Origin of the sequence: [Clostridium] scindens (assembly GCF_019597925.1) — a bacterium.
Taxonomy (GTDB): domain Bacteria; phylum Bacillota; class Clostridia; order Lachnospirales; family Lachnospiraceae; genus Clostridium_AP.
Map to the genome: position 1 here is coordinate 3,860,643 of NZ_CP080442.1, position 17,955 is coordinate 3,878,597.

The following is a 17,955-nucleotide window of genomic DNA, read 5'->3' on the forward strand; positions in this document are numbered from 1 at the left end:
CTTAATAAAACAGGCCGAGCCCAAAGCGTTGTCAGAAAACGCCTTTGGGCACAGCCTGCCTAGCCATTATTCGTTTTCGTACACTTCTTCTTTTGTCTGATAGCCGTCTGCAATTATCGTATCGTCAATATTATCCTTATCCACAGCAAAACTTTCCAGCGCAATCGTGGGCACATCCTTATATCCATTATCCATCACGGAATTCGTCTCCACTTCTTTGCCTTCTATCAGTGCAAACGCCGCTTCCATACTGGCCTTGGACAATGCGCTGCTCGGCTTATATACAGTCAGCGACTGAAAGCCTTTTACAATATTCTGGCAGCCCAGCAGATCCGCATCCTGTCCGGTTACAACAACCTTTCCCTGGAGATTCTTATTCGTCAAAGCCTGTATTGCGCCATTTGCCATATTATCGTTGGCACAAAGAATTGCCTGAATGTCATCATTGTTGGCAGTCAGCGCATCTTCCGCATACTGCAGCGCAATCTCCGGCGACCAGTTATCGCAGAACTGTTCGTATACGATCTCTATATCTCCGGATTCCACATATTGATCCAGCACCTCATGCCAGCCATTTTTGATCAGCGTTGCGTTATTTGAAGCCTGGCCGCCACAAAGGAGAACGTACTTTCCCTTAGGAGCCTTATCTACGGCATAGGACGCCATCTTCTTGCCAACCTCTGTAGAATCGAACGTAACATTATAATCCAGATCCGCGTTCAGAACAATTTGATCATAGGAAATCACCGGCACGTTTTCCGCATGGGCTTTTTCTACGATAGGCTCCGATGAGCCATCATCCACCGGAAGCACGATAAGAGCGTCGCACCCCTGTGCCAGCAGATTCTCGCACTGGCTTAGCTGCTTGCTCACATCATCATTAGCAGACTGGAACACAACATCGTATCCCTTTGCTTCCGCCAATTCAATCATCATATCTTTTTCCTTTGTCCACTTTTCTTCTGCCAGGGTACGGAACAGCACTCCTATCAAAGGCTTATCCCCATCCTTTTTCGCATCCTTGTCTCCTTCATCCTTTGCTGGCGTAGAGCAGGCCGTCAGCAGAAGACACAATAGCACCGCTATTGATAGCACTTGGTTAAATCGTTTTTTCATTTTCATCTTTCCTCCTTTTGTTTTATTTAGTAATAATAGGCAATGCATAACTTAACATGTGCAAAACTTATAAGAAACAGCATGGCAAGGCTTTCAAGAATTCCCGGGACGGACGCTTTAAAGTCATGCATTTAATCTTATCGACAGCATTGGATGCAAGACCAAGGCCCTTTCTTAGATGCCGCCATATACTACTTCTTACTCCTTCCGGGCTGATCAGCCCGATTCCATTTATAGCCTGCATTGTCAATATATACTTCTCATTCGGGGTCTTTTTTCTATCTATTGTATGCATTTAGTATACATACTACCCTTAATTTTGTCAATCCGTTTTGCTTTATTTTAGCCACTTGTCGCAAAACATTATGATATTTTACTATTTTTTTGAATCTATTTTTGTGTATTCTGCAAGATATTTTTATATTTATGGCTTTTTAATGTATACAACTATTGCACAACTTGTATTTTATATGTTATACTATGATTAAAACAGGAGGTGGTAACCATGGACTTGGCTGCACAAAGATTAAGCAAGACAGATATGATATATGCTGATATCAAAAAATCTATAATGGGTAACGAGTTTTCTTCAGATACTCCTCTCACGGAAGTATCTCTTTGCAATAAATATGGCTACAGCCGCACGCCCGTACGCGAAGCGCTACAGCGGCTCCAGAACGAAGGATTCATTAACTTTATAAAAGGCAAAGGATTTTTTCTGTCTCAGATTGGATTAGATGATGTGCTGCAGATTTACGAAATGCGCGAGGCATTAGAGGGCATGGCCGCACGTTTGTGCGCAATGCGCGTTACCGATTCTATCGTGGAGGAATTAGATGGATATCTAAAGAAAGGGACTGCCTGCTTCAAGGAGGGGAATTCCGCCCAGGCCATGGAGCATGATATGATGTTCCATCGCTGCATCCTGTCTGCTTCCCAGAATGAGCGAATAGAGAAAACCGTCAATTCTCTGATCGAGCTTTCCAGCCAGATCGTCTTAAAAGCAGACACTAATATCACCCGCCAGTCTTTAGACGACCATCACAAACTCCTTCAGGCGATTCGCAATTCAGACAGCGATCTCGCAGAGAGTTTGATGAGAGAGCATATCTCCAACGCTAAAAAGTATCACTTTAATAAATATTATCTAGGCTATCAATAGCAGGCAGGCCCACCTGCAAAAAGCCCCCTTGGATTGCATCCAGGGGGGCTTGCTATTTTTGAATTAGTTTGTAATGGTCAATTCTGTCTCTTTGTCAAATACATGGATCTTCTCAGCATCCAGCGCAAACTTGACTGTATCTCCCGTTCTCGCTGTCGTTCTTGGATCAACTCTTGCAGTCATGTTGGATCCTTCATAATCAAAGTACAGATATACTTCTGCGCCAAGCATTTCATATACGCGGATGGTAGCTTCGATTACCGTGTTCGGAGATGCCTCAATAAACATCTGCTCATCATGAACATCTTCCGGACGGATTCCAAGCACTACCGCCTTTCCGTCGTAGCCGCCTTCAATAAGCCTCTTGCCCTTTGCCGGAGGAAGCTCGATCTCGGAAGGACCTGCAACAAGCCATACCTTATCGCCTTTTACCTTGCATGTAGCATCGATAAAGTTCATCTGCGGAGAGCCAATGAATCCTGCTACGAACAGGTTGCAAGGATAGTCGTACAGTGTCTGAGGCGTATCTACCTGCTGTACGATACCAGCATTCATAACTACGATTCTTGTACCAAGGGTCATAGCCTCTGTCTGGTCATGCGTTACATAGATAATGGTAGTTCCCAGTCTCTGATGCAACTTGGAGATCTCAATACGCATCTGGCCACGAAGTTTTGCATCCAAGTTTGAAAGAGGCTCATCCATAAGGAATACCTTAGGATCACGCACGATAGCACGTCCCATAGCGACACGCTGTCTCTGTCCGCCTGACAAAGCCTTTGGCTTACGATCTAACAATGGCTCAAGGTCCAGGATCTTAGCAGCTTCGCGAACCATCTTGTCGATCTGATCCTTTGGCACTTTTCTCAGTTTCAGGCCGAACGCCATATTATCATAAACGGTCATATGAGGATACAGGGCATAGTTCTGGAATACCATCGCAATGTCTCTGTCCTTAGGCTCAACGTCATTTACAATCTTGTCGCCAATCTTCAATTCTCCAGAAGAAATCTCTTCCAGGCCGGCGATCATTCGAAGCGTTGTAGATTTGCCGCATCCGGAAGGTCCTACGAAGATGATGAACTCTTTGTCTTCGATCTCAAGGTTGAAGTCTTTAACCGCCTCAAATCCATTCGGATACACTTTGTTAATATGTTTCAGTGATAAACTTGCCATTTTGAATTCCTCCTAAAAATACTTTCGTATCTATGATTTCGTTTCGTTCTGTTACAAAGTATATAAAAAAAGTCCAACTTGGGGTATGCCCAAGTTGAACAATTTTTTTCTGGTTTTCTATACAAGTTGACCAAGGAAGAATTTTACAGCAGCGCCTGGTAGATATCGCGCTTGCTTACTCCCCGGTCCTTGGCTACTTGCTTCATGGCTTCCTTCTTGTCCAGGCCGCGCTCAAGATAATATTCCATATGCGCTTCAATGTCCATTTCTTCCCACCGGGCCTTTTCCTCTGCCCGAATCTCTTCGCGGCTCTTTCCCTCGATCACCATCACGCACTCGCCTTTTGGCTCCTGGCTCTCGTAATAGTCAAGCGCATCCTCAATGGTGGTGGCAAATACCGTCTCATGCTTTTTCGTCAGTTCCCTGCATACGCTGATCCTGCGGTTGCCTAAAGCCTCATAGAGAACCTTAAGCGTCCTGGCCAGCCGATGAGGCGCTTCATAAAGAACCATGGTCCTGGTCTCTCCTTTTAGCTCCTCCAATATGGCTTGGCGCTCCTTCTTATCGGTCGGTAGAAAAGCCTCGAACGCGAATCTTCTGGTAGCCAGTCCGGATATGGTAAGCGCGGTGATACACGCAGCGGCGCCAGGCACGGCAGTCACCGCGATTCCGGCCTCCTGGCACATATGCACTAATTCCTCCCCCGGATCGGAGATGCCTGGCGTCCCCGCATCCGTGATCAGGGCTATATCTTCCCCGCTTTGAAGCCGTTCTACCAGCCTGTGGCCTTTCTCTATCTTGTTGTACTCATGATAACTAGTCATAGGGGTCTTAATCTCGAAATGATTCAGCAGCTTGATGCTGTTGCGCGTATCCTCGGCCGCGATCAAATCTACCTCTTTTAGTATGCGGATGCATCTAAGCGTCATATCTTCCAGATTGCCGATCGGCGTTGCGCATAAGTATAATGTTCCTGACATGTCTTCTCCTTTAGCCCCTTTTTAATATTTCCAGAATATCTTCTGGAGAATTTTCTAGATGTTCGCTGGCAGCCTTATAAATTTCCCGGATATTTTCCGGGTCCTCTTCCAGTTCTTCCGAAACTACTTCCAAGGCTTTTCCCCTCAAGCACTTCTTTTGAACCAAAGAAATCAGTTTAAGAATTTCTCCTTCTTCCCTACCTTTTCTTTCTGCAGTCATCAGCCTGCTCTTCTCATCGGTTATTGCCATCTCCTGACGCAGATATAGATAACGTTCTGTTTCGCTCTGATTTATCTTGTCCATCACGTCTTTTGCCGCTTCCATATAAGGATTTCCTTTTGCTTCCATACAGACCTCCTCCCAACTTCTGGCTGCGATCATCCTCGCCCACCGATAGAGTTCCTGCTTCTTTTCTTCCTCGGATGTCTCTTCTAATTTCTTTAATTCTATCACATGGAAGATAAATTTACTACTATACAATTCACCGCTTCTCTCATCCATAAGCATAATCTTATGATGATATCCCCTATCCTCTAACTGATTAAAATCAAGGATTCCCACATGAAGGCATGGCTCTATCTCTCCATAGGTACTTCCATGGATAAATCCTTCTGTAAACATCCTGCAATTATAGAAAATACTCCTTTCCGGCCAATCATCCTGATATCGATTCTGCATTTCTATATTTATTTTTTTACAATTATTCAAGTGTACCTTAATATCTAAAATCCCTTCAGCACCATCTTGTCTTTAAATGTTTTCCGGAACGCATAGTTATTGGTCAACCGGATGTTAAACGGAACTTTACTGGCCGCTAGCCGTCTCAGATAGTCTTCTCTAGAAAGCGGCATTACAGCACTTTTCGTATTACTGTTTCTTTTGCCCATAGGCTGACTTCCTCCTAATTATTTTAATTTTCATCTTGTGGAATCTTTACATGGCGAACGCCAAATATGAATATAAGATTTTAAAGATATTATACGAAACAGTATAGTAGGTAAAAACATGATTTTCAAGTCTTTTTTGCCAGAACTTCTCCCAATCCATAACAAAAGCAAAAGAACAGGCACTCCCTGTTCTTTTCTCTAGTCCATCCCATATATTCTCAACATTTCTTCCGTATATGTTCCATCCCGCTCATACGAGATGAGCGGCGGCTCTACTTTCATCCTGGGATTGCCTCCCCTAAGGCCTTCAAGCAGCACCATATTGGGTTCTTTATCCACGAATGGATGCACCAGCCGCATACGCTTCGGCTCAATTCCAGCGGCTGTCATCTTAGAAAGTATCTCCGGCAGCCTGAATGGCCGGTGAACCATATAGAATCTACCCTTCGGCTTCAGAAGCCTGGCGCTCTCCCTTAGAATATCATCCAGCGTGCACAAGACTTCATGGCGGGCAATATACAAGGCTTCATTTTCATTCTTCAGCCCATGGTCGCCGATCATATAAGGGGGATTTGTCGTTATTACATGAAAAGAGGCCGCCCCAAATATAGCGGATGCCTCTTTGATATCTCCTGTGACAATGTCTACCTTGTCCTGCAGATGGTTATGGCTAACGCTTCTGCGGGCCATATCGGCGCTTTCTTCCTGAATCTCAAGGCCGGTATAATGCGCCCCTTCATTCTTTGCCTCCAGCAGGATCGGAAGTATTCCTGTCCCGCTGCCCAGATCCAGCGCCGTCTCGTTCTTCTTTACCGTGGCAAAAGAAGACAGAAGTATGGCGTCCATGCCAAAGCAGAAGCGTCCCGGACTCTGTATAATCTCGTATCCTTTAATCATCAGATCATCCAGGCGCTCTCCTGGCTTTAAACTATTCATCATCCAGTTTTGACGCTCCATTCTTTTCTTCCAGCGCCTTTAGCTGCGCCAATTCTTCTTTGGATAGTTTAACATCCTTCTTCTTGCGTTTTGGCTTGAATCTAAGTTCGCTGGCTTTATACTCACGGATTTCTTTTTCATCATTATCCAGGGTTACGATGACCTTCACCTGCTGCCGCAGCACATTGACTGACTGAACGTCGCCTTTCAGGCCTTCCGGCGTGGTTACATGATCTCCATTAGAAGGAAGGCGGCTGTTCAATTCTTCATACGTCTCCTCCTCATTGGTCAGGCAGCACATCAGCCTGCCGCATACTCCTGATATCTTAGAAGGGTTCAGGGACAGATTCTGCTCTTTCGCCATCTTGATGGATACCGGCGCGAATTCAGACAGATACGTGTTGCAGCAAAGTGGACGGCCGCAGATCCCGATGCCTCCCCGGATCTTCGTCTCATCTCTTACTCCGATCTGTCTCAGTTCGATCCTGGTCCTGAACACGCTCGCCAAGTCTTTGACCAGTTCCCTGAAGTCAATCCTTCCGTCTGCGGTAAAGTAGAAAAGCACCTTATTGTTGTCAAACGTATACTCTGCGTCAATCAGCTTCATCTCAAGGCCATGCTTGCGGATCTTCTCAAGGCAGATGCCAAATGCTTCCTTTTCCTTTTCCCTGTTCTTTTCTTCCTTGCGGATGTCATCCTGGGTAGCAATACGGATGACCGGCTTCAGCGGCTGGGTGATCTTGTCATCCTCTACATCCCTCTGGCCGGTGACTACCGTGCCAAACTCAACGCCTCTGGCCGTCTCGACGATCACCTTGTCCCCTGTATGAATATTATATTTCCCCGGCGCGAAGAAGTATATCTTCCCGGCCGGACGGAACCTTACTCCAATTACTCTTGTCATATTGTTAATTCTCCTTTATTGTCAGGAACAACAGTTCCATTACCAGATCAAAGTTAACATTGGCTTTTAATCTGGCTTTGGCTTTTTCCAGGCTTTCTATAATGAGCTCGATTCCTTCATAGGAACTTCTCTTAGCCCGCTCTTTGATATATTTTAACTGGTCTTTGAATACGACCTTATCCATATCCTTGGTTGCTTTATATAATAAGACATCCCGATACCATATCATAATAATATCCAGATAGTCATTGATTTCCAGCTTATATGCCGTGATCCGGCTTACCGCCTGCACGATCTCGCTTAACTCCATCTCATTGATGTACTTCAGCAGCTGCACCGCCTCATCGCGGATCTCATTAAAATGTTCGGAATTCGCCAGCATAATGGCACGTCCCATATTTCCCTGGGCAAATGCAGTGCACATATCCGCCTTATAATCCGGAACCTGCATGGTCTCCATCAGATACTTCTTAATCAGGGTATCCTTGATATTACGCAGTTTCAGCATTACGCACCTGGAATTGATCGTCGGCAGCAGCGTATCCGCATTCTCTGTAAGAAGCATGATTACCGCATATTCCGGCGGCTCCTCGATCGTTTTCAGCAGGGCATTCTGCGCCTGGGGCGTCATCATGTCCGCCTGGGGAATAATGTATACCTTATATGGTCCCTGGTAGGGCTTTATCATAATCGTATTATTCACCTGTTCCCGGATGTCGTCCACACTTATAGAATTTGGCTTCTCGTGTGTAACCTTTATAATATCCGGATGGTTGCCGCTTTCTGCCTGTCTGCAGGAATGGCATTCATTACACGGATCCGGCCCGCCTTTCTCGCACAGTAATGTGGCGGCAAACAGATTCGCCAGCATCTTCTTGCCGGCTCCCCGCTCTCCATTCAATATATAAGCGTGGGACACCTTGTCCTCTCTTACCGCATTCCTGATATAATTAATAATGTCTTTGTGGCCAACCACATCTTTAAACGTTCCCATGTCGTATTTCCCCTATAATTTCTTCTAAGCATCGTGTTCTATTATCATTCACAAATCTTTTCTGTATTCCAAGGCTTTTCAGATTCTCTTCTGCGAAATCCTTCGTATCTGCAAGAAATCTTCTGCATAATTCCGCGTATTTGGGCACCTCCTGCTCCCGCTCCCGCGCCAGAGCCCTGGCAAGCCGCTCGCCGTCTTCTACCTCGATATAAATCGGCACCAGTTTATCAGGCCCGTAAAACTTCTGCATCTGTTCATAAGACTGAAGGGTTCCGATTACCAGATAGTCCGATGTACCAAGGTTGATCTGGCCATCATCAACGGTCGCATACTTCCAGATGCCGTGCACCGTATCATAGGCGCGCTGCTCTATCACCTTCCCTTGCTTCTCATATGCATTTAATGTATCCTCTGAAACGAAAAAGTATTCTACGCCGTCCCGCTCTCCTTCCCGGATCGGCCGGGTAGTATACAGCGTAATCGTCTGAAGCCAGGGCAATGCCTTCTTGACTTCCTTAAACAGCGTATCCTTCCCGGAAGAACTCTTTCCCATCATATAATAAATCTTACCCATGCATCCAAACCTCGATATACTGGTCTTCTTTCAATCCTTCAATAGCGAATCTAAGGTTACGATACCATTGTAACATATCTGCCGCCTCTTGTGATACCCTTTCTCCCGGTACGATCAAAGGACTTCCAGGAGGATAGAGATATGCATACTCCGTGGATATATGCCCAACGCTTTCCTTCCACGGCAAACGCCGGACCTCGCTTCCAAGCGCTGCGCTGATCGCAGCCTCATCCAGCATATTCTCCATCACGGAACTGTTATATACCACTTCCAGCCTGGGTAGGCTTGCCCCGATAAGCGCGGGCGTCTCTTCCAGACAATTCCCCGAACGCATCCGTTCGTCCGCCTGGGCATCAATCTCTTCCAGCGCCCTTGCCAGACGCTCCATGCCATCCTCCGTGTCTCCTATGGATGTCATTGCCAGTATATACGTCCCTGCTACCATCTCCATCTGCAGATGGTATTCATCCAGCAGTATCCTGTATAGCCTTTTGCTACTCATGTCAGCATGCCGGACGGATATGACGATCTTGGACCTGTCAAAACTCTCTGTCTCCACCAGTTCCAGGCGTTTCAACTGTCTAAGCCTCCCCCGCATCTTCTCCAGCATCTTGACATAAGGATCGAACAGTTCCTTCCTTCTGTTTTCCAGCATATCGATGCAGGAGTCTATGCTGGACATCAATACATAAGACGGGCTGCTGGACTGGAGCATCCGCAGATAATCCCGGACTCCCTTGCGGCTTGCAAGGCTTCCATTGATATGCAGAAGCGCAGTCTGCGTCAGCGCCGGCAATGTCTTGTGAAGGCTGTGGATCACGATATCCGCTCCCCTCGTATTAGCGTTCTGAGGAAAATATGGATGAAAGCCAAAATGCGCTCCATGGGCTTCATCCACAATCAGTGGTATGCCTTTTTCATGGACCGCTTCTGCTATGGCTTCCACATCCGATACCACGCCGTCATAAGTAGGCGACACGATGACCACTGCCCGAATGGAAGGATACTTGTCAAGAGCCTCCCTCACATCGTCTACGGAAACCTCTGTATTGAGCTGCGCACAATGATTGAATTCAGGATATAGATACACCGGATTCAATTCATTCATATATATGGCATGATACACAGACTTGTGGCAATTTCTTGCCACAAGTATGGTATCTCCTTTTTTGGTTACGCCTGCAATGGCGCTTAAGATTCCTACGGTACTTCCATTGATGAGGAAATGCGTCTCGTCCGCATGGTAGATCCTGGCCGCCCGAATCTGAGCCTCCTTCAGGATCCCCTCTGCATGATGAAGGTCGTCAAATCCCTCAATCTCCGTAATATCAATCTTATAGGGAACCGTGGACTTGAGCATGTCCAGATTCCGTTTATGGCCCGGCATATGAAACCCATAATAGTCCGAGTCGCTATAGTCTTTTAACTTATCATATATTGTGCTCATTATAATCTCTTTAATAATTCTTCTCTTTCCTTTTCAAAGCCCGGCTTTCCAAGCAGCGCGAACATGTTCTTCTTATAACTCTCCACGCCTGGCTGGTTAAATGGATTCACGCCGGATATATATCCGCTTACGCCAATGGCAAATTCAAAGAAGTAGAACAGCTGTCCCAAAGAGAACTCATCCTGCCTTGGAACATTTACAATAAGGTTCGGAACATTTCCATCCGTATGGGCAAGAAGCGTGCCATTCATGGCGCTCTTGTTGACAAAATCAACGGTCTGCCCCGCCAGATAGTTCAGACCGTCAAGGTCGACCGGCTCTTCCTGAATTCTGATCTCCTCGGCAGATTCCTCCACGTTCAGGACTGTCTCAAACATGATACGGCTTCCGTCCTGGATGAACTGCCCCATGGAATGAAGGTCTGTGGTAAGGTCAACAGACGCCGGATAGATTCCCTTCTGGTCTTTGCCTTCGCTCTCCCCGCAGAGCTGCTTCCACCACTCGGATACATAGTGGAGGCTTGGCTCGTAGTTTGCAAGAATCTCGATGGCTTTTCCTTTTCTGTGGAGAATATTGCGGATCGCCGCATACATAACGGCATCGTTGCTCTCGTACGGATCGCCAATCGCCCTCTCTCTTGCAGACGCCGCGCCTTCCATTAATTTCTCTATATCTGCGCCGCTGACTGCGATCGGAAGAAGTCCCACCGCCGTCAATACAGAGAAGCGGCCGCCTACGTCATCCGGAACTACGAAGGTCTCATATCCTTCTTCTGTAGCCAGGTTCTTAAGCGCTCCCCTTGCCTTGTCGGTAGTAGCGTAGATCCTCTTTGCCGCTTCCGCCTTGCCGTACTTCTTCTCCAGCATCCCTTTAAAGATACGGAAAGCAATGGCTGGCTCCGTGGTTGTTCCTGACTTTGAGATAATATTTACGGAAAAGTCCCTGTCTCCTATCACATCTATCAGATGCTTAAGGTATGTACTGCTGATGCTGTTGCCTACATAATAGATCTCCGGAGTCTTACGGATTTCCTTAGATACCATATTATAGAAGTTGTGGCGCAAGAACTCGATTGCCGCTCTTGCTCCAAGGTAAGAGCCACCAATGCCAATTACAAGGAGCACCTCTGAATCCCCCTGAATCTTTACCGCTGCTTTCTGAATACGCGCGAATTCTTCCTTATCATAATCCACCGGAAGGTCGATCCAGCCAAGGAAATCATTCCCCGCCCCTTCCCGGCCAAGAAGTTCTGCCTTCGCCTGTTCAGCGATCTTCTTCATAGATTCAATCTCATGCTCTGAAATAAATGTCTTTGCTTTAGAATAGTCAAATGTTACTTTATTGTTCATAGTGACCCCTTCCTTCCATCTTACCATCTTATAAATATGTACTATTTTATTTTATCAAATCGGCCACTTTTAATCAAGCCATAAACTCCTCCAGTATCTGCCGTATCAGCACGTCTTTTGCCACTTCTTCCTTCTCTTTTTCCCTTCTTGCCTTCCGGTCTGCCGATGCCGCTTGAATCTGCGGAGTCACATCCGGCACCTCATATGGTTCCGGCATGGTCGGACTGGTAATCTCCGGAGGCGTGGTAGGCGACGGCACTTCTTTTCTCGGCATTGGCCTCTCCGGCTCTCCCCTGTCGTTCTTATCTGTTCTGGAGGATTTCTTCGGATCCTCTTCTTCCCTGGCTGTCTTTACTACCTTTGCCGCCTTTTGGCGCTGAGTCTCCGGCTCTTTCTCTATCGCAAATATGTCCTCGTCATCCTCTTCCTCCAAATCCGGCACTACCCCAAATTCGGATGCAGGCGTCTCCGGCGCCATGACCTTGATCTCTTTCTGGTACGCCTTTTCATATCGATGCAGGCATACATTTTCCAGATAGTCAACCATATAGTTCTGCACTGCCTCCATACGGTATTCCTCGTCCGTGGTCAGATGGACCAGGTAGATCAGAATGGCAAGCCCGGCGCCAGCAGCCCCGGTCTTAATCACCATGTCGCCCATTCCATTTACCGCATACTCAAGAAGCGCCCCCGCCGCTCCCAGTATCAGGCACAGTCCGGCTGTGGCCTTCTCCATACGCCTCCAGCTGTGCAGCTTCATTCCGATAACCTTGTACTCATACAAGTACTTGTCTACAAACACCCTGACATTCTCCACCGTATCGCTGATCATGCAGGCATGTTCGAATTTGGCGCGCACCAGGCGCATGAGCGGGTGGGTGCTTTTATTCATATTCCCGGCTGCGCGCACCAGCTGTTTCAAAGTTACATTTGCAATCAGTTTACTCACAATCCCTATGACCGTCAGGATTCCCATTAGCACGAATATCACGTGCTTGTCCAGTATAATTTCTAACATAAAAAAGCCCTCCTTTTGCTTAGAATTATACTTGAAATTCCAAAGGAGGGTATAAAAACCGTTCTACAGATTCTGACCCCCGATATGGAGGAATCTGTCAGATTCTTAAGAATCTTCGTCCAGCCATAATTATATCATTGTCAGCAATTCCTTCATAAGCCTTACGCTGTGGGCGATCGCCTGTCTTTCAAAGGTAGGGTAGTCCATGGTCGCGCTGTTGTCAGCTTTGTCCGAAATGGCACGGATTATGACATACGAAACTTTGTTCAGGTATGCTGCCTGTGCAATCCCGGCTCCTTCCATCTCTACGCACAGTGGATGGAAGTTCTCCACGATCTTTTCTTTTGCCTTCCCGGATGAGATGAATTGGTCGCCGCTTGCCACCCTTCCGGTAAATGTGCGGATGTCCGGGTTCGCCTTCTCATTAGCCTTGGCTGCCTTCTGCACGAGTTCTTCATCTGCCGGAAATGCCAGCGTATCCATCCTAGGTATCTGCCCGATGGCATCCCCGAATATGGTAGCGTCCATATCATGGTGAAGGGCATCCGTGGAGATAACCATATCGCCAATATCTATTCTCGCATCCAGAGAGCCTGCGATTCCGGTATTGATCAGCATGTCTGCCCGGAACCTGTCCACAAGTATCTGGGCGCAGATACCGGCATTGACCTTGCCAATTCCACTTCTGACTACCACCACGTCCTTGCCGCACAGTTTTCCCTTGCAGAAAACCATGGATGCCTGCTCTACCGTCTCCTGAATATCCATATCTTCCTTCAATGCTGCAACTTCTTCTTCCATTGCTCCGATAATCCCTATCATATCAACCTTATCCTCCTTCTATCACGATTACTCCATGTTGGTAGTTTATCACAACTAAATCACGATGCCAACTTATATAGCATTTGGTATCTGTGATTCAAAATATTACATTTTTCTGAAATATCACAAAAGATATAGAAATCCTATGATTTCTTTGCTATAATCCGAATTGAATATTTATTATATTAATAATCTATAATGAAGAGCAAACAAGGGAGGCAATATTTATGGAATACAGACCACATGGTGTCTGTTCTCAACTAATTCGTGTAGAGTTGGACGGAGATATCGTTAAAAACGTAGAATTTGTAGGAGGCTGCAACGGCAACACCAAAGGTATCTGCAGCCTGATCAGAGGAATGAACGTACACGATGTTATATCCCGGCTGGAGGGCATCACATGCGGCTATAAGTCTACATCCTGCCCGGATCAGCTGGCATATGCATTAAAGAAAGCAATCAGCCAATAGGCATCGCTGCACCGGAAATCTGCGACTACCAATCTCCGGTACAATGAAAAAGGATACGAGGCCTAGCATATAACCTCGCATCCTTTTCTGTCCTTTTTGTCTTATACGTTTTTCTCTTGATTCCGGAGAGATTGTGGGAAGCACCGTCTACGACGACTTTAACCCGTCTCGTGGGTCTACGGTTTCTCAATGTAAGGTCGAAATTATTGTTAATAGTTTCTCCTGTTGCACCGCGGACGGCGCTTCCCACAATCTCCCCGGATATAGCATATTGGCATTTTTGTTTTCTAAATTTGTTTTTCAGATTGCAAAATGTTTTTCTTTTGGTTTTCTTCTTTTTCTTATTTATTAAATGGACTTTAGACTTCTATGGACTTTCTATATATACACCATCTGTAAATGAACTGCTCATATCATAATTAGCTGAGTGTGTAGATCGGACTCGATAGTAATACCCTCCTTCAACCATTAAGGTACGATTAGAGCCAACCCTATCGCTATCCGCCAATTCCTTTTGCCAACTATCATAAAATTCCCAGGCTGTATCACCTTCTTTTGCTCTTTCAATTATAACTGCAACTTTCACCTGGTCAACATTATGTGCTGCAATGGTGGTTCCACCCGCATATATCTTCCCGGCGCTTAATCGGACACACTTAGAATATCCTGTCAAAAGGTCTTCTCCTCTAGTAATATTTTGTGCATATCCTATTGATTCATCGTCATGGGTCAAATAAGAACCATCTAATATGGTTTGTTTAGTTGATGCTTGAGCAACAACTGATATTTTGACTGATATAAACAGCACTAAAATAACAATATAGAATGTCGATAGCAATCTTTTCCTCATCTTTCACCTCCATCCTCATAATTTTCTTTACCCTCATTTATATAAACACATAACTCGACAAATACTGACGCAATTTATTTCATAAAATATAAGTTTTTAACTATAGTCTCAAACTCTTCCTTAGTCATAGTCGCCACAAGGAAATATTCTAAGCCCATTTCATCAAAACGTGCGGAAAATCTATCTTCTCCAGTTTTTTTAATCTTATATTGCTTTATTTCGATTTGTCTTCCTTGCACTTCCAAAAAATAATTATCAATAATCTCATCTTCTACATCTATTCCCCAAGAACTATCTGAATAAGATGCATTGATAATGTAAACAACATTCCCTTTATCAAAATTATATATTAATTCTGCTGTTTGTATAGTCTTATCAAATTCCATTCTAGAAAACTTCATATTTTTAACCGAGTGAATTATTTTAACTGGTTCTGTACCAAATTCCTCACCAATTCTATTGTAGGCTTTTTCTTCGCTTTCCTCAATAATCGTTAGATTCTCATCACTAGAATTTATTTTTTCAACTTCTCTATCCCCGATCGCCTGCTTCACTAGGGTAACCACCCTACCAGGTCCGCCTATACTAGTCACGCTAATGGCCATAACCAATACAAGTGATGCCGCCAAGGTAAGATACAGCTTGCGCCGTTTCTTTTTACGCGTAACTTCGATTTCAACTTCTTTATTCTTTTCTTCCTCTAGTACCTTGTGCCCTACTTCTAATGCAAGCCTGTCTTCTTCTGATAACTTAGAGTATAGTTCTTCTCTTTCCTTCTCCTTGATCTGCTCTTCCAGTTTTGCTCTGAGTGATTCTTTGAACCCTTCCGGCATCTGGATGCTGTCATCCTTCAGGATTTCTTCTTCCTCTTCCTTCGCTAGCTGCTCAAAGTCTTCGGTTATCATGTGTTCAAACTGGTCCTTTTTTCCCTTCATCACTTACCCCTATATTTCTATTTATCCTTGATTAGATAACTTCTATATACATAACTGTCAACCCCTGCTTTAAATCTACTGTTTCTCTTGACCAAATCCATTGTAAACGTATAATATAATTATAACAAGTGTCCTTATGGCATATTTTCTACCTACAAACAAAATTGGGAGGTCATTATGAAACGTATAATCTTAACAGGCGGCGGCACCGCTGGCCATGTTACGCCTAACATTGCCCTTTTGCCACGGCTCAAAGAATTACAATATGATATCCATTATATAGGTTCCTATAATGGTATCGAAAAAGAACTGATCCAGCAATTTGGGATTCCTTATCACGGGATATCCTCCGGAAAATTGCGGCGCTACTTCAGCGTACAGAATTTTACAGATCCTTTCCGTGTTGTCAAAGGACTTGGAGAAGCGCGAAAACTAGTCAAGATATTAAAGCCAGATGTCATCTTCTCCAAAGGCGGCTTTGTCTCTGTCCCGGTGGTATTGGCCGGAAAGAGCCATCACGTGCCAACGATTATCCATGAGTCAGACATGACCCCTGGCCTTGCTAATAAGATATCCTTATCTTCGGCAACCAAGGTCTGCTGCAATTTTCCCGAGACTTTAGAGCATCTTCCGGAAGGAAAGGCCGTGCTTACAGGCTCTCCTATCCGTCAGGAACTGTTGTCCGGTGACAAGTATAAGGCAAAGGAATTCCTGGGATTTACCACTGACAAGCCTGTTATCATGGTTGTCGGAGGAAGCCTTGGCTCTGTCGCCGTTAACGATGCAGTGCGAGGCATCCTTCCCGAACTTCTGAAAGACTTCCAAGTCGTACATCTATGCGGCAAGGGAAAGGTTGACGAATCGTTGAAAGGCTTGGAGGGATATGCTCAATTCGAATACGTCAAAGAAGAATTAAAAGACCTTTTTGCATTGACAGATATAGTAATATCCCGAGCTGGCGCCAATGCTATCTGCGAATTGCTGGCTCTCCATAAGCCAAATCTTCTGATTCCACTTTCCGCCAATGCAAGCCGTGGGGATCAGATACTCAATGCCCGTTCCTTCGAGCGTCAGGGATACAGCATTGTACTGGAGGAAGAGGAACTCAATAAAGAGGTCCTTCTACAATCCATCCTGCGTCTATATGAGAACCGGGATTCTTACATAAGCGCTATGAAGAACTCCCCACAGCAGAATTCTATTGATACTATTATAGATTTAATAGAAGCTGTATCCAAAAAATAATCCGTACTTCACGTACTTCAGCACAATGGCAATATATAAAACAGGTGTCTCTTAGGCACCTGTTTTATGCTTTGTTCAAGTGGTCAAACTGTTCCTCGAAATGCTTCCGAATCCATTTCTTTGCTCTATACAACATACTATGAAGCGTCTCCAGTTTCACACCCATGATCTCTGCAACTTCCTTTTGCGGCTTTTCCAGAACATATGTAATTGTGACTGCTTCATACCAACTGGGATTAAGATCATACAAGGCCGAAAATATATCTTTTACAAGTTCCCTGCTTGCCCGTTCTTTTAATTTTCTGATAAATACGTCCTCTGTACTGTCATCAAAATCGGATGGTGCCTTATCATGCTTTTCATACAGCAGCTCATCAACCAAAACTTCACGTTTCCGATCTCTAATCACATTCAGTGCCATATACTTAGTTGTCAAAACTAACCACGGACGCACTGCATCAAGATTTACATGATCCATATTCATATACAATTTCATGAAAACACTTTGTGCAATCTCTTCCGCAGTGTGATGATTTCCACAATATTTTGCTGCTACCTTATACACAATCTCGACATTGTCCTCATAGATTACATCAAAGGCCACTTTTCCTATCGACTCCACACTCGCTTGTTTATCCTTCGCTTCCTTATTTTTTTATCTTTGATAAGATATCATTTTTATCTTCTTCTGTCAATTCGCCCATCTTCCATCCCAGGCCCACGCCGTCGCCAGTATGTCTTGGAATCATATGCATATGGAAGTGGAATACGGTCTGCCCTGCCGACTCGCCATTGTTCTGGACAATATTATAACCATCACAGTCCAGGATGCCTGTTAGCTTCGTAATCATCTTCTTGGCAAGCACAAGCGCTTTTCCGGCCAACTCATCATCTAATTCATACAGATTAGCATAATGTTCCTTTGGAATTATCAAAGCGTGACCTTTTGATGCCGGACTTGCATCCAGTATTACCCTGAAATCCTCATCTTCATATAATGTAGCTGTAGGGATTTCACCATTGGCAAGTTTACAGAATATGCAGTTTTCGTCCTTCATTTTTATCATCCCTCTTTCTTTAAAATAGTGA

The 17,955-nt window shown here is 45.0% G+C and carries 19 protein-coding genes; 3 read left to right on the top strand and 16 right to left on the bottom strand.

The genetic code is table 11. The annotated features are described in order from the left end of the window. Positions 1-66: 66 nt before the first annotated feature. Positions 67-1,116, bottom strand: a complete 1,050-nt coding sequence (locus K0036_RS18470; RefSeq protein ID WP_049947257.1) for a substrate-binding domain-containing protein — start codon at positions 1,114-1,116, stop codon at positions 67-69. Between the two features lie 505 nt (positions 1,117-1,621). Between K0036_RS18470 and K0036_RS18475 the strand changes: the two genes are divergently transcribed. Continuing rightward, positions 1,622-2,278, top strand: coding sequence for a GntR family transcriptional regulator (locus K0036_RS18475; protein WP_025641101.1), 657 nt, complete (start codon positions 1,622-1,624; stop codon positions 2,276-2,278). Positions 2,279-2,341: 63 nt separating this feature from the next. Here the strand turns inward: K0036_RS18475 and K0036_RS18480 are convergent, their stop codons facing one another. The 11 genes from K0036_RS18480 to K0036_RS18530 form a co-directional block, all read right to left on the bottom strand. Next, complete coding sequence (locus K0036_RS18480; RefSeq protein ID WP_220430377.1) at positions 2,342-3,454, bottom strand: ABC transporter ATP-binding protein; 1,113 nt, start codon at positions 3,452-3,454, stop codon at positions 2,342-2,344. Between the two features lie 143 nt (positions 3,455-3,597). After that, complete coding sequence (rsmI, locus tag K0036_RS18485) at positions 3,598-4,434, bottom strand: 16S rRNA (cytidine(1402)-2'-O)-methyltransferase (protein WP_220430378.1); 837 nt, start codon at positions 4,432-4,434, stop codon at positions 3,598-3,600. Between the two features lie 10 nt (positions 4,435-4,444). Continuing rightward, positions 4,445-5,143, bottom strand: coding sequence for an Rpn family recombination-promoting nuclease/putative transposase (locus tag K0036_RS18490; protein ID WP_244095272.1), 699 nt, complete (start codon positions 5,141-5,143; stop codon positions 4,445-4,447). Positions 5,144-5,520: 377 nt separating this feature from the next. Beyond that, a complete protein-coding gene (locus K0036_RS18495; RefSeq protein ID WP_220430379.1) occupies positions 5,521-6,261 on the bottom strand; it encodes a tRNA1(Val) (adenine(37)-N6)-methyltransferase in 741 nt (246 codons plus the stop codon). Beyond that, on the bottom strand, positions 6,251-7,162 hold the full coding sequence (locus K0036_RS18500) for a PSP1 domain-containing protein (RefSeq protein ID WP_025641097.1): 912 nt from the start codon (positions 7,160-7,162) through the stop codon (positions 6,251-6,253). The genes K0036_RS18495 and K0036_RS18500 overlap by 11 nt, the downstream gene beginning before the upstream one ends. Before the next feature lie 4 nt (positions 7,163-7,166). After that, complete coding sequence (holB, locus tag K0036_RS18505) at positions 7,167-8,156, bottom strand: DNA polymerase III subunit delta' (RefSeq protein WP_220430380.1); 990 nt, start codon at positions 8,154-8,156, stop codon at positions 7,167-7,169. Next, complete coding sequence (locus K0036_RS18510) at positions 8,143-8,730, bottom strand: guanylate kinase (protein WP_220430381.1); 588 nt, start codon at positions 8,728-8,730, stop codon at positions 8,143-8,145. Before K0036_RS18510 ends, holB begins: the two co-directional genes overlap by 14 nt. Continuing rightward, positions 8,723-10,177, bottom strand: coding sequence for an aminotransferase class I/II-fold pyridoxal phosphate-dependent enzyme (locus K0036_RS18515; RefSeq protein WP_025641093.1), 1,455 nt, complete (start codon positions 10,175-10,177; stop codon positions 8,723-8,725). The genes K0036_RS18510 and K0036_RS18515 overlap by 8 nt, the downstream gene beginning before the upstream one ends. Then, a complete protein-coding gene (locus K0036_RS18520; RefSeq protein WP_025641092.1) occupies positions 10,177-11,526 on the bottom strand; it encodes a glucose-6-phosphate isomerase in 1,350 nt (449 codons plus the stop codon). Before K0036_RS18520 ends, K0036_RS18515 begins: the two co-directional genes overlap by 1 nt. 73 nt (positions 11,527-11,599) lie before the next feature. Continuing rightward, the gene (locus K0036_RS18525; protein WP_220430382.1) at positions 11,600-12,544 is read right to left on the bottom strand and encodes a hypothetical protein; all 945 of its coding nucleotides are present in this window, start codon (positions 12,542-12,544) and stop codon (positions 11,600-11,602) included. A 129-nt stretch (positions 12,545-12,673) separates the two neighbouring features. After that, complete coding sequence (locus tag K0036_RS18530; RefSeq protein WP_220430383.1) at positions 12,674-13,366, bottom strand: 5'-methylthioadenosine/adenosylhomocysteine nucleosidase; 693 nt, start codon at positions 13,364-13,366, stop codon at positions 12,674-12,676. A 227-nt stretch (positions 13,367-13,593) separates the two neighbouring features. Here K0036_RS18530 and K0036_RS18535 point away from each other — a divergent pair, with 227 nt between their 5' ends. Beyond that, on the top strand, positions 13,594-13,836 hold the full coding sequence (locus K0036_RS18535; RefSeq protein WP_025641088.1) for a TIGR03905 family TSCPD domain-containing protein: 243 nt from the start codon (positions 13,594-13,596) through the stop codon (positions 13,834-13,836). 367 nt (positions 13,837-14,203) lie between these two features. Here the strand turns inward: K0036_RS18535 and K0036_RS18540 are convergent, their stop codons facing one another. Beyond that, positions 14,204-14,686 carry a DUF6147 family protein gene (locus K0036_RS18540; protein WP_220430384.1) on the bottom strand — a complete coding sequence of 161 codons (483 nt, stop codon included), beginning with the start codon at positions 14,684-14,686 and terminating at the stop codon, positions 14,204-14,206. A gap of 74 nt (positions 14,687-14,760) precedes the next feature. Next, positions 14,761-15,621 carry a DUF4367 domain-containing protein gene (locus K0036_RS18545; protein ID WP_220430385.1) on the bottom strand — a complete coding sequence of 287 codons (861 nt, stop codon included), beginning with the start codon at positions 15,619-15,621 and terminating at the stop codon, positions 14,761-14,763. A 177-nt stretch (positions 15,622-15,798) separates the two neighbouring features. Between K0036_RS18545 and K0036_RS18550 the strand changes: the two genes are divergently transcribed. Next, positions 15,799-16,866 carry an undecaprenyldiphospho-muramoylpentapeptide beta-N-acetylglucosaminyltransferase gene (locus tag K0036_RS18550; protein WP_220430386.1) on the top strand — a complete coding sequence of 356 codons (1,068 nt, stop codon included), beginning with the start codon at positions 15,799-15,801 and terminating at the stop codon, positions 16,864-16,866. Positions 16,867-16,930: 64 nt separating this feature from the next. Here the strand turns inward: K0036_RS18550 and K0036_RS18555 are convergent, their stop codons facing one another. Beyond that, entirely contained in the window at positions 16,931-17,488 is a 558-nt protein-coding gene (locus K0036_RS18555) for an RNA polymerase sigma factor (RefSeq protein WP_220430387.1), read from the bottom strand. A gap of 25 nt (positions 17,489-17,513) precedes the next feature. After that, positions 17,514-17,924: an HIT family protein gene (locus tag K0036_RS18560; RefSeq protein ID WP_025641078.1), complete on the bottom strand. Its 411-nt coding sequence runs from the start codon at positions 17,922-17,924 to the stop codon at positions 17,514-17,516. Between the last annotated feature and the right edge of the window lie 31 nt (positions 17,925-17,955).

What these genes read in the sequence shown, in the direction of transcription:
- rsmI (WP_220430378.1), bottom strand. Translation starts at nt 4,434, where the DNA reads ATGTCAGGAACATTATACTTATGCGCAACGCCGATCGGCAATCTGGAA.
- K0036_RS18470 (WP_049947257.1), bottom strand. Translation starts at nt 1,116, where the DNA reads ATGAAAAAACGATTTAACCAAGTGCTATCAATAGCGGTGCTATTGTGT.
- K0036_RS18525 (WP_220430382.1), bottom strand. Translation starts at nt 12,544, where the DNA reads ATGTTAGAAATTATACTGGACAAGCACGTGATATTCGTGCTAATGGGA.
- K0036_RS18475 (WP_025641101.1), top strand. Translation starts at nt 1,622, where the DNA reads ATGGACTTGGCTGCACAAAGATTAAGCAAGACAGATATGATATATGCT.
- K0036_RS18510 (WP_220430381.1), bottom strand. Translation starts at nt 8,730, where the DNA reads ATGGGTAAGATTTATTATATGATGGGAAAGAGTTCTTCCGGGAAGGAT.
- K0036_RS18500 (WP_025641097.1), bottom strand. Translation starts at nt 7,162, where the DNA reads ATGACAAGAGTAATTGGAGTAAGGTTCCGTCCGGCCGGGAAGATATAC.
- K0036_RS18540 (WP_220430384.1), bottom strand. Translation starts at nt 14,686, where the DNA reads ATGAGGAAAAGATTGCTATCGACATTCTATATTGTTATTTTAGTGCTG.
- K0036_RS18560 (WP_025641078.1), bottom strand. Translation starts at nt 17,924, where the DNA reads ATGAAGGACGAAAACTGCATATTCTGTAAACTTGCCAATGGTGAAATC.
- K0036_RS18550 (WP_220430386.1), top strand. Translation starts at nt 15,799, where the DNA reads ATGAAACGTATAATCTTAACAGGCGGCGGCACCGCTGGCCATGTTACG.
- holB (WP_220430380.1), bottom strand. Translation starts at nt 8,156, where the DNA reads ATGGGAACGTTTAAAGATGTGGTTGGCCACAAAGACATTATTAATTAT.
- K0036_RS18545 (WP_220430385.1), bottom strand. Translation starts at nt 15,621, where the DNA reads ATGAAGGGAAAAAAGGACCAGTTTGAACACATGATAACCGAAGACTTT.
- K0036_RS18535 (WP_025641088.1), top strand. Translation starts at nt 13,594, where the DNA reads ATGGAATACAGACCACATGGTGTCTGTTCTCAACTAATTCGTGTAGAG.
- K0036_RS18495 (WP_220430379.1), bottom strand. Translation starts at nt 6,261, where the DNA reads ATGATGAATAGTTTAAAGCCAGGAGAGCGCCTGGATGATCTGATGATT.
- K0036_RS18480 (WP_220430377.1), bottom strand. Translation starts at nt 3,454, where the DNA reads ATGGCAAGTTTATCACTGAAACATATTAACAAAGTGTATCCGAATGGA.
- K0036_RS18530 (WP_220430383.1), bottom strand. Translation starts at nt 13,366, where the DNA reads ATGATAGGGATTATCGGAGCAATGGAAGAAGAAGTTGCAGCATTGAAG.
- K0036_RS18520 (WP_025641092.1), bottom strand. Translation starts at nt 11,526, where the DNA reads ATGAACAATAAAGTAACATTTGACTATTCTAAAGCAAAGACATTTATT.
- K0036_RS18515 (WP_025641093.1), bottom strand. Translation starts at nt 10,177, where the DNA reads ATGAGCACAATATATGATAAGTTAAAAGACTATAGCGACTCGGACTAT.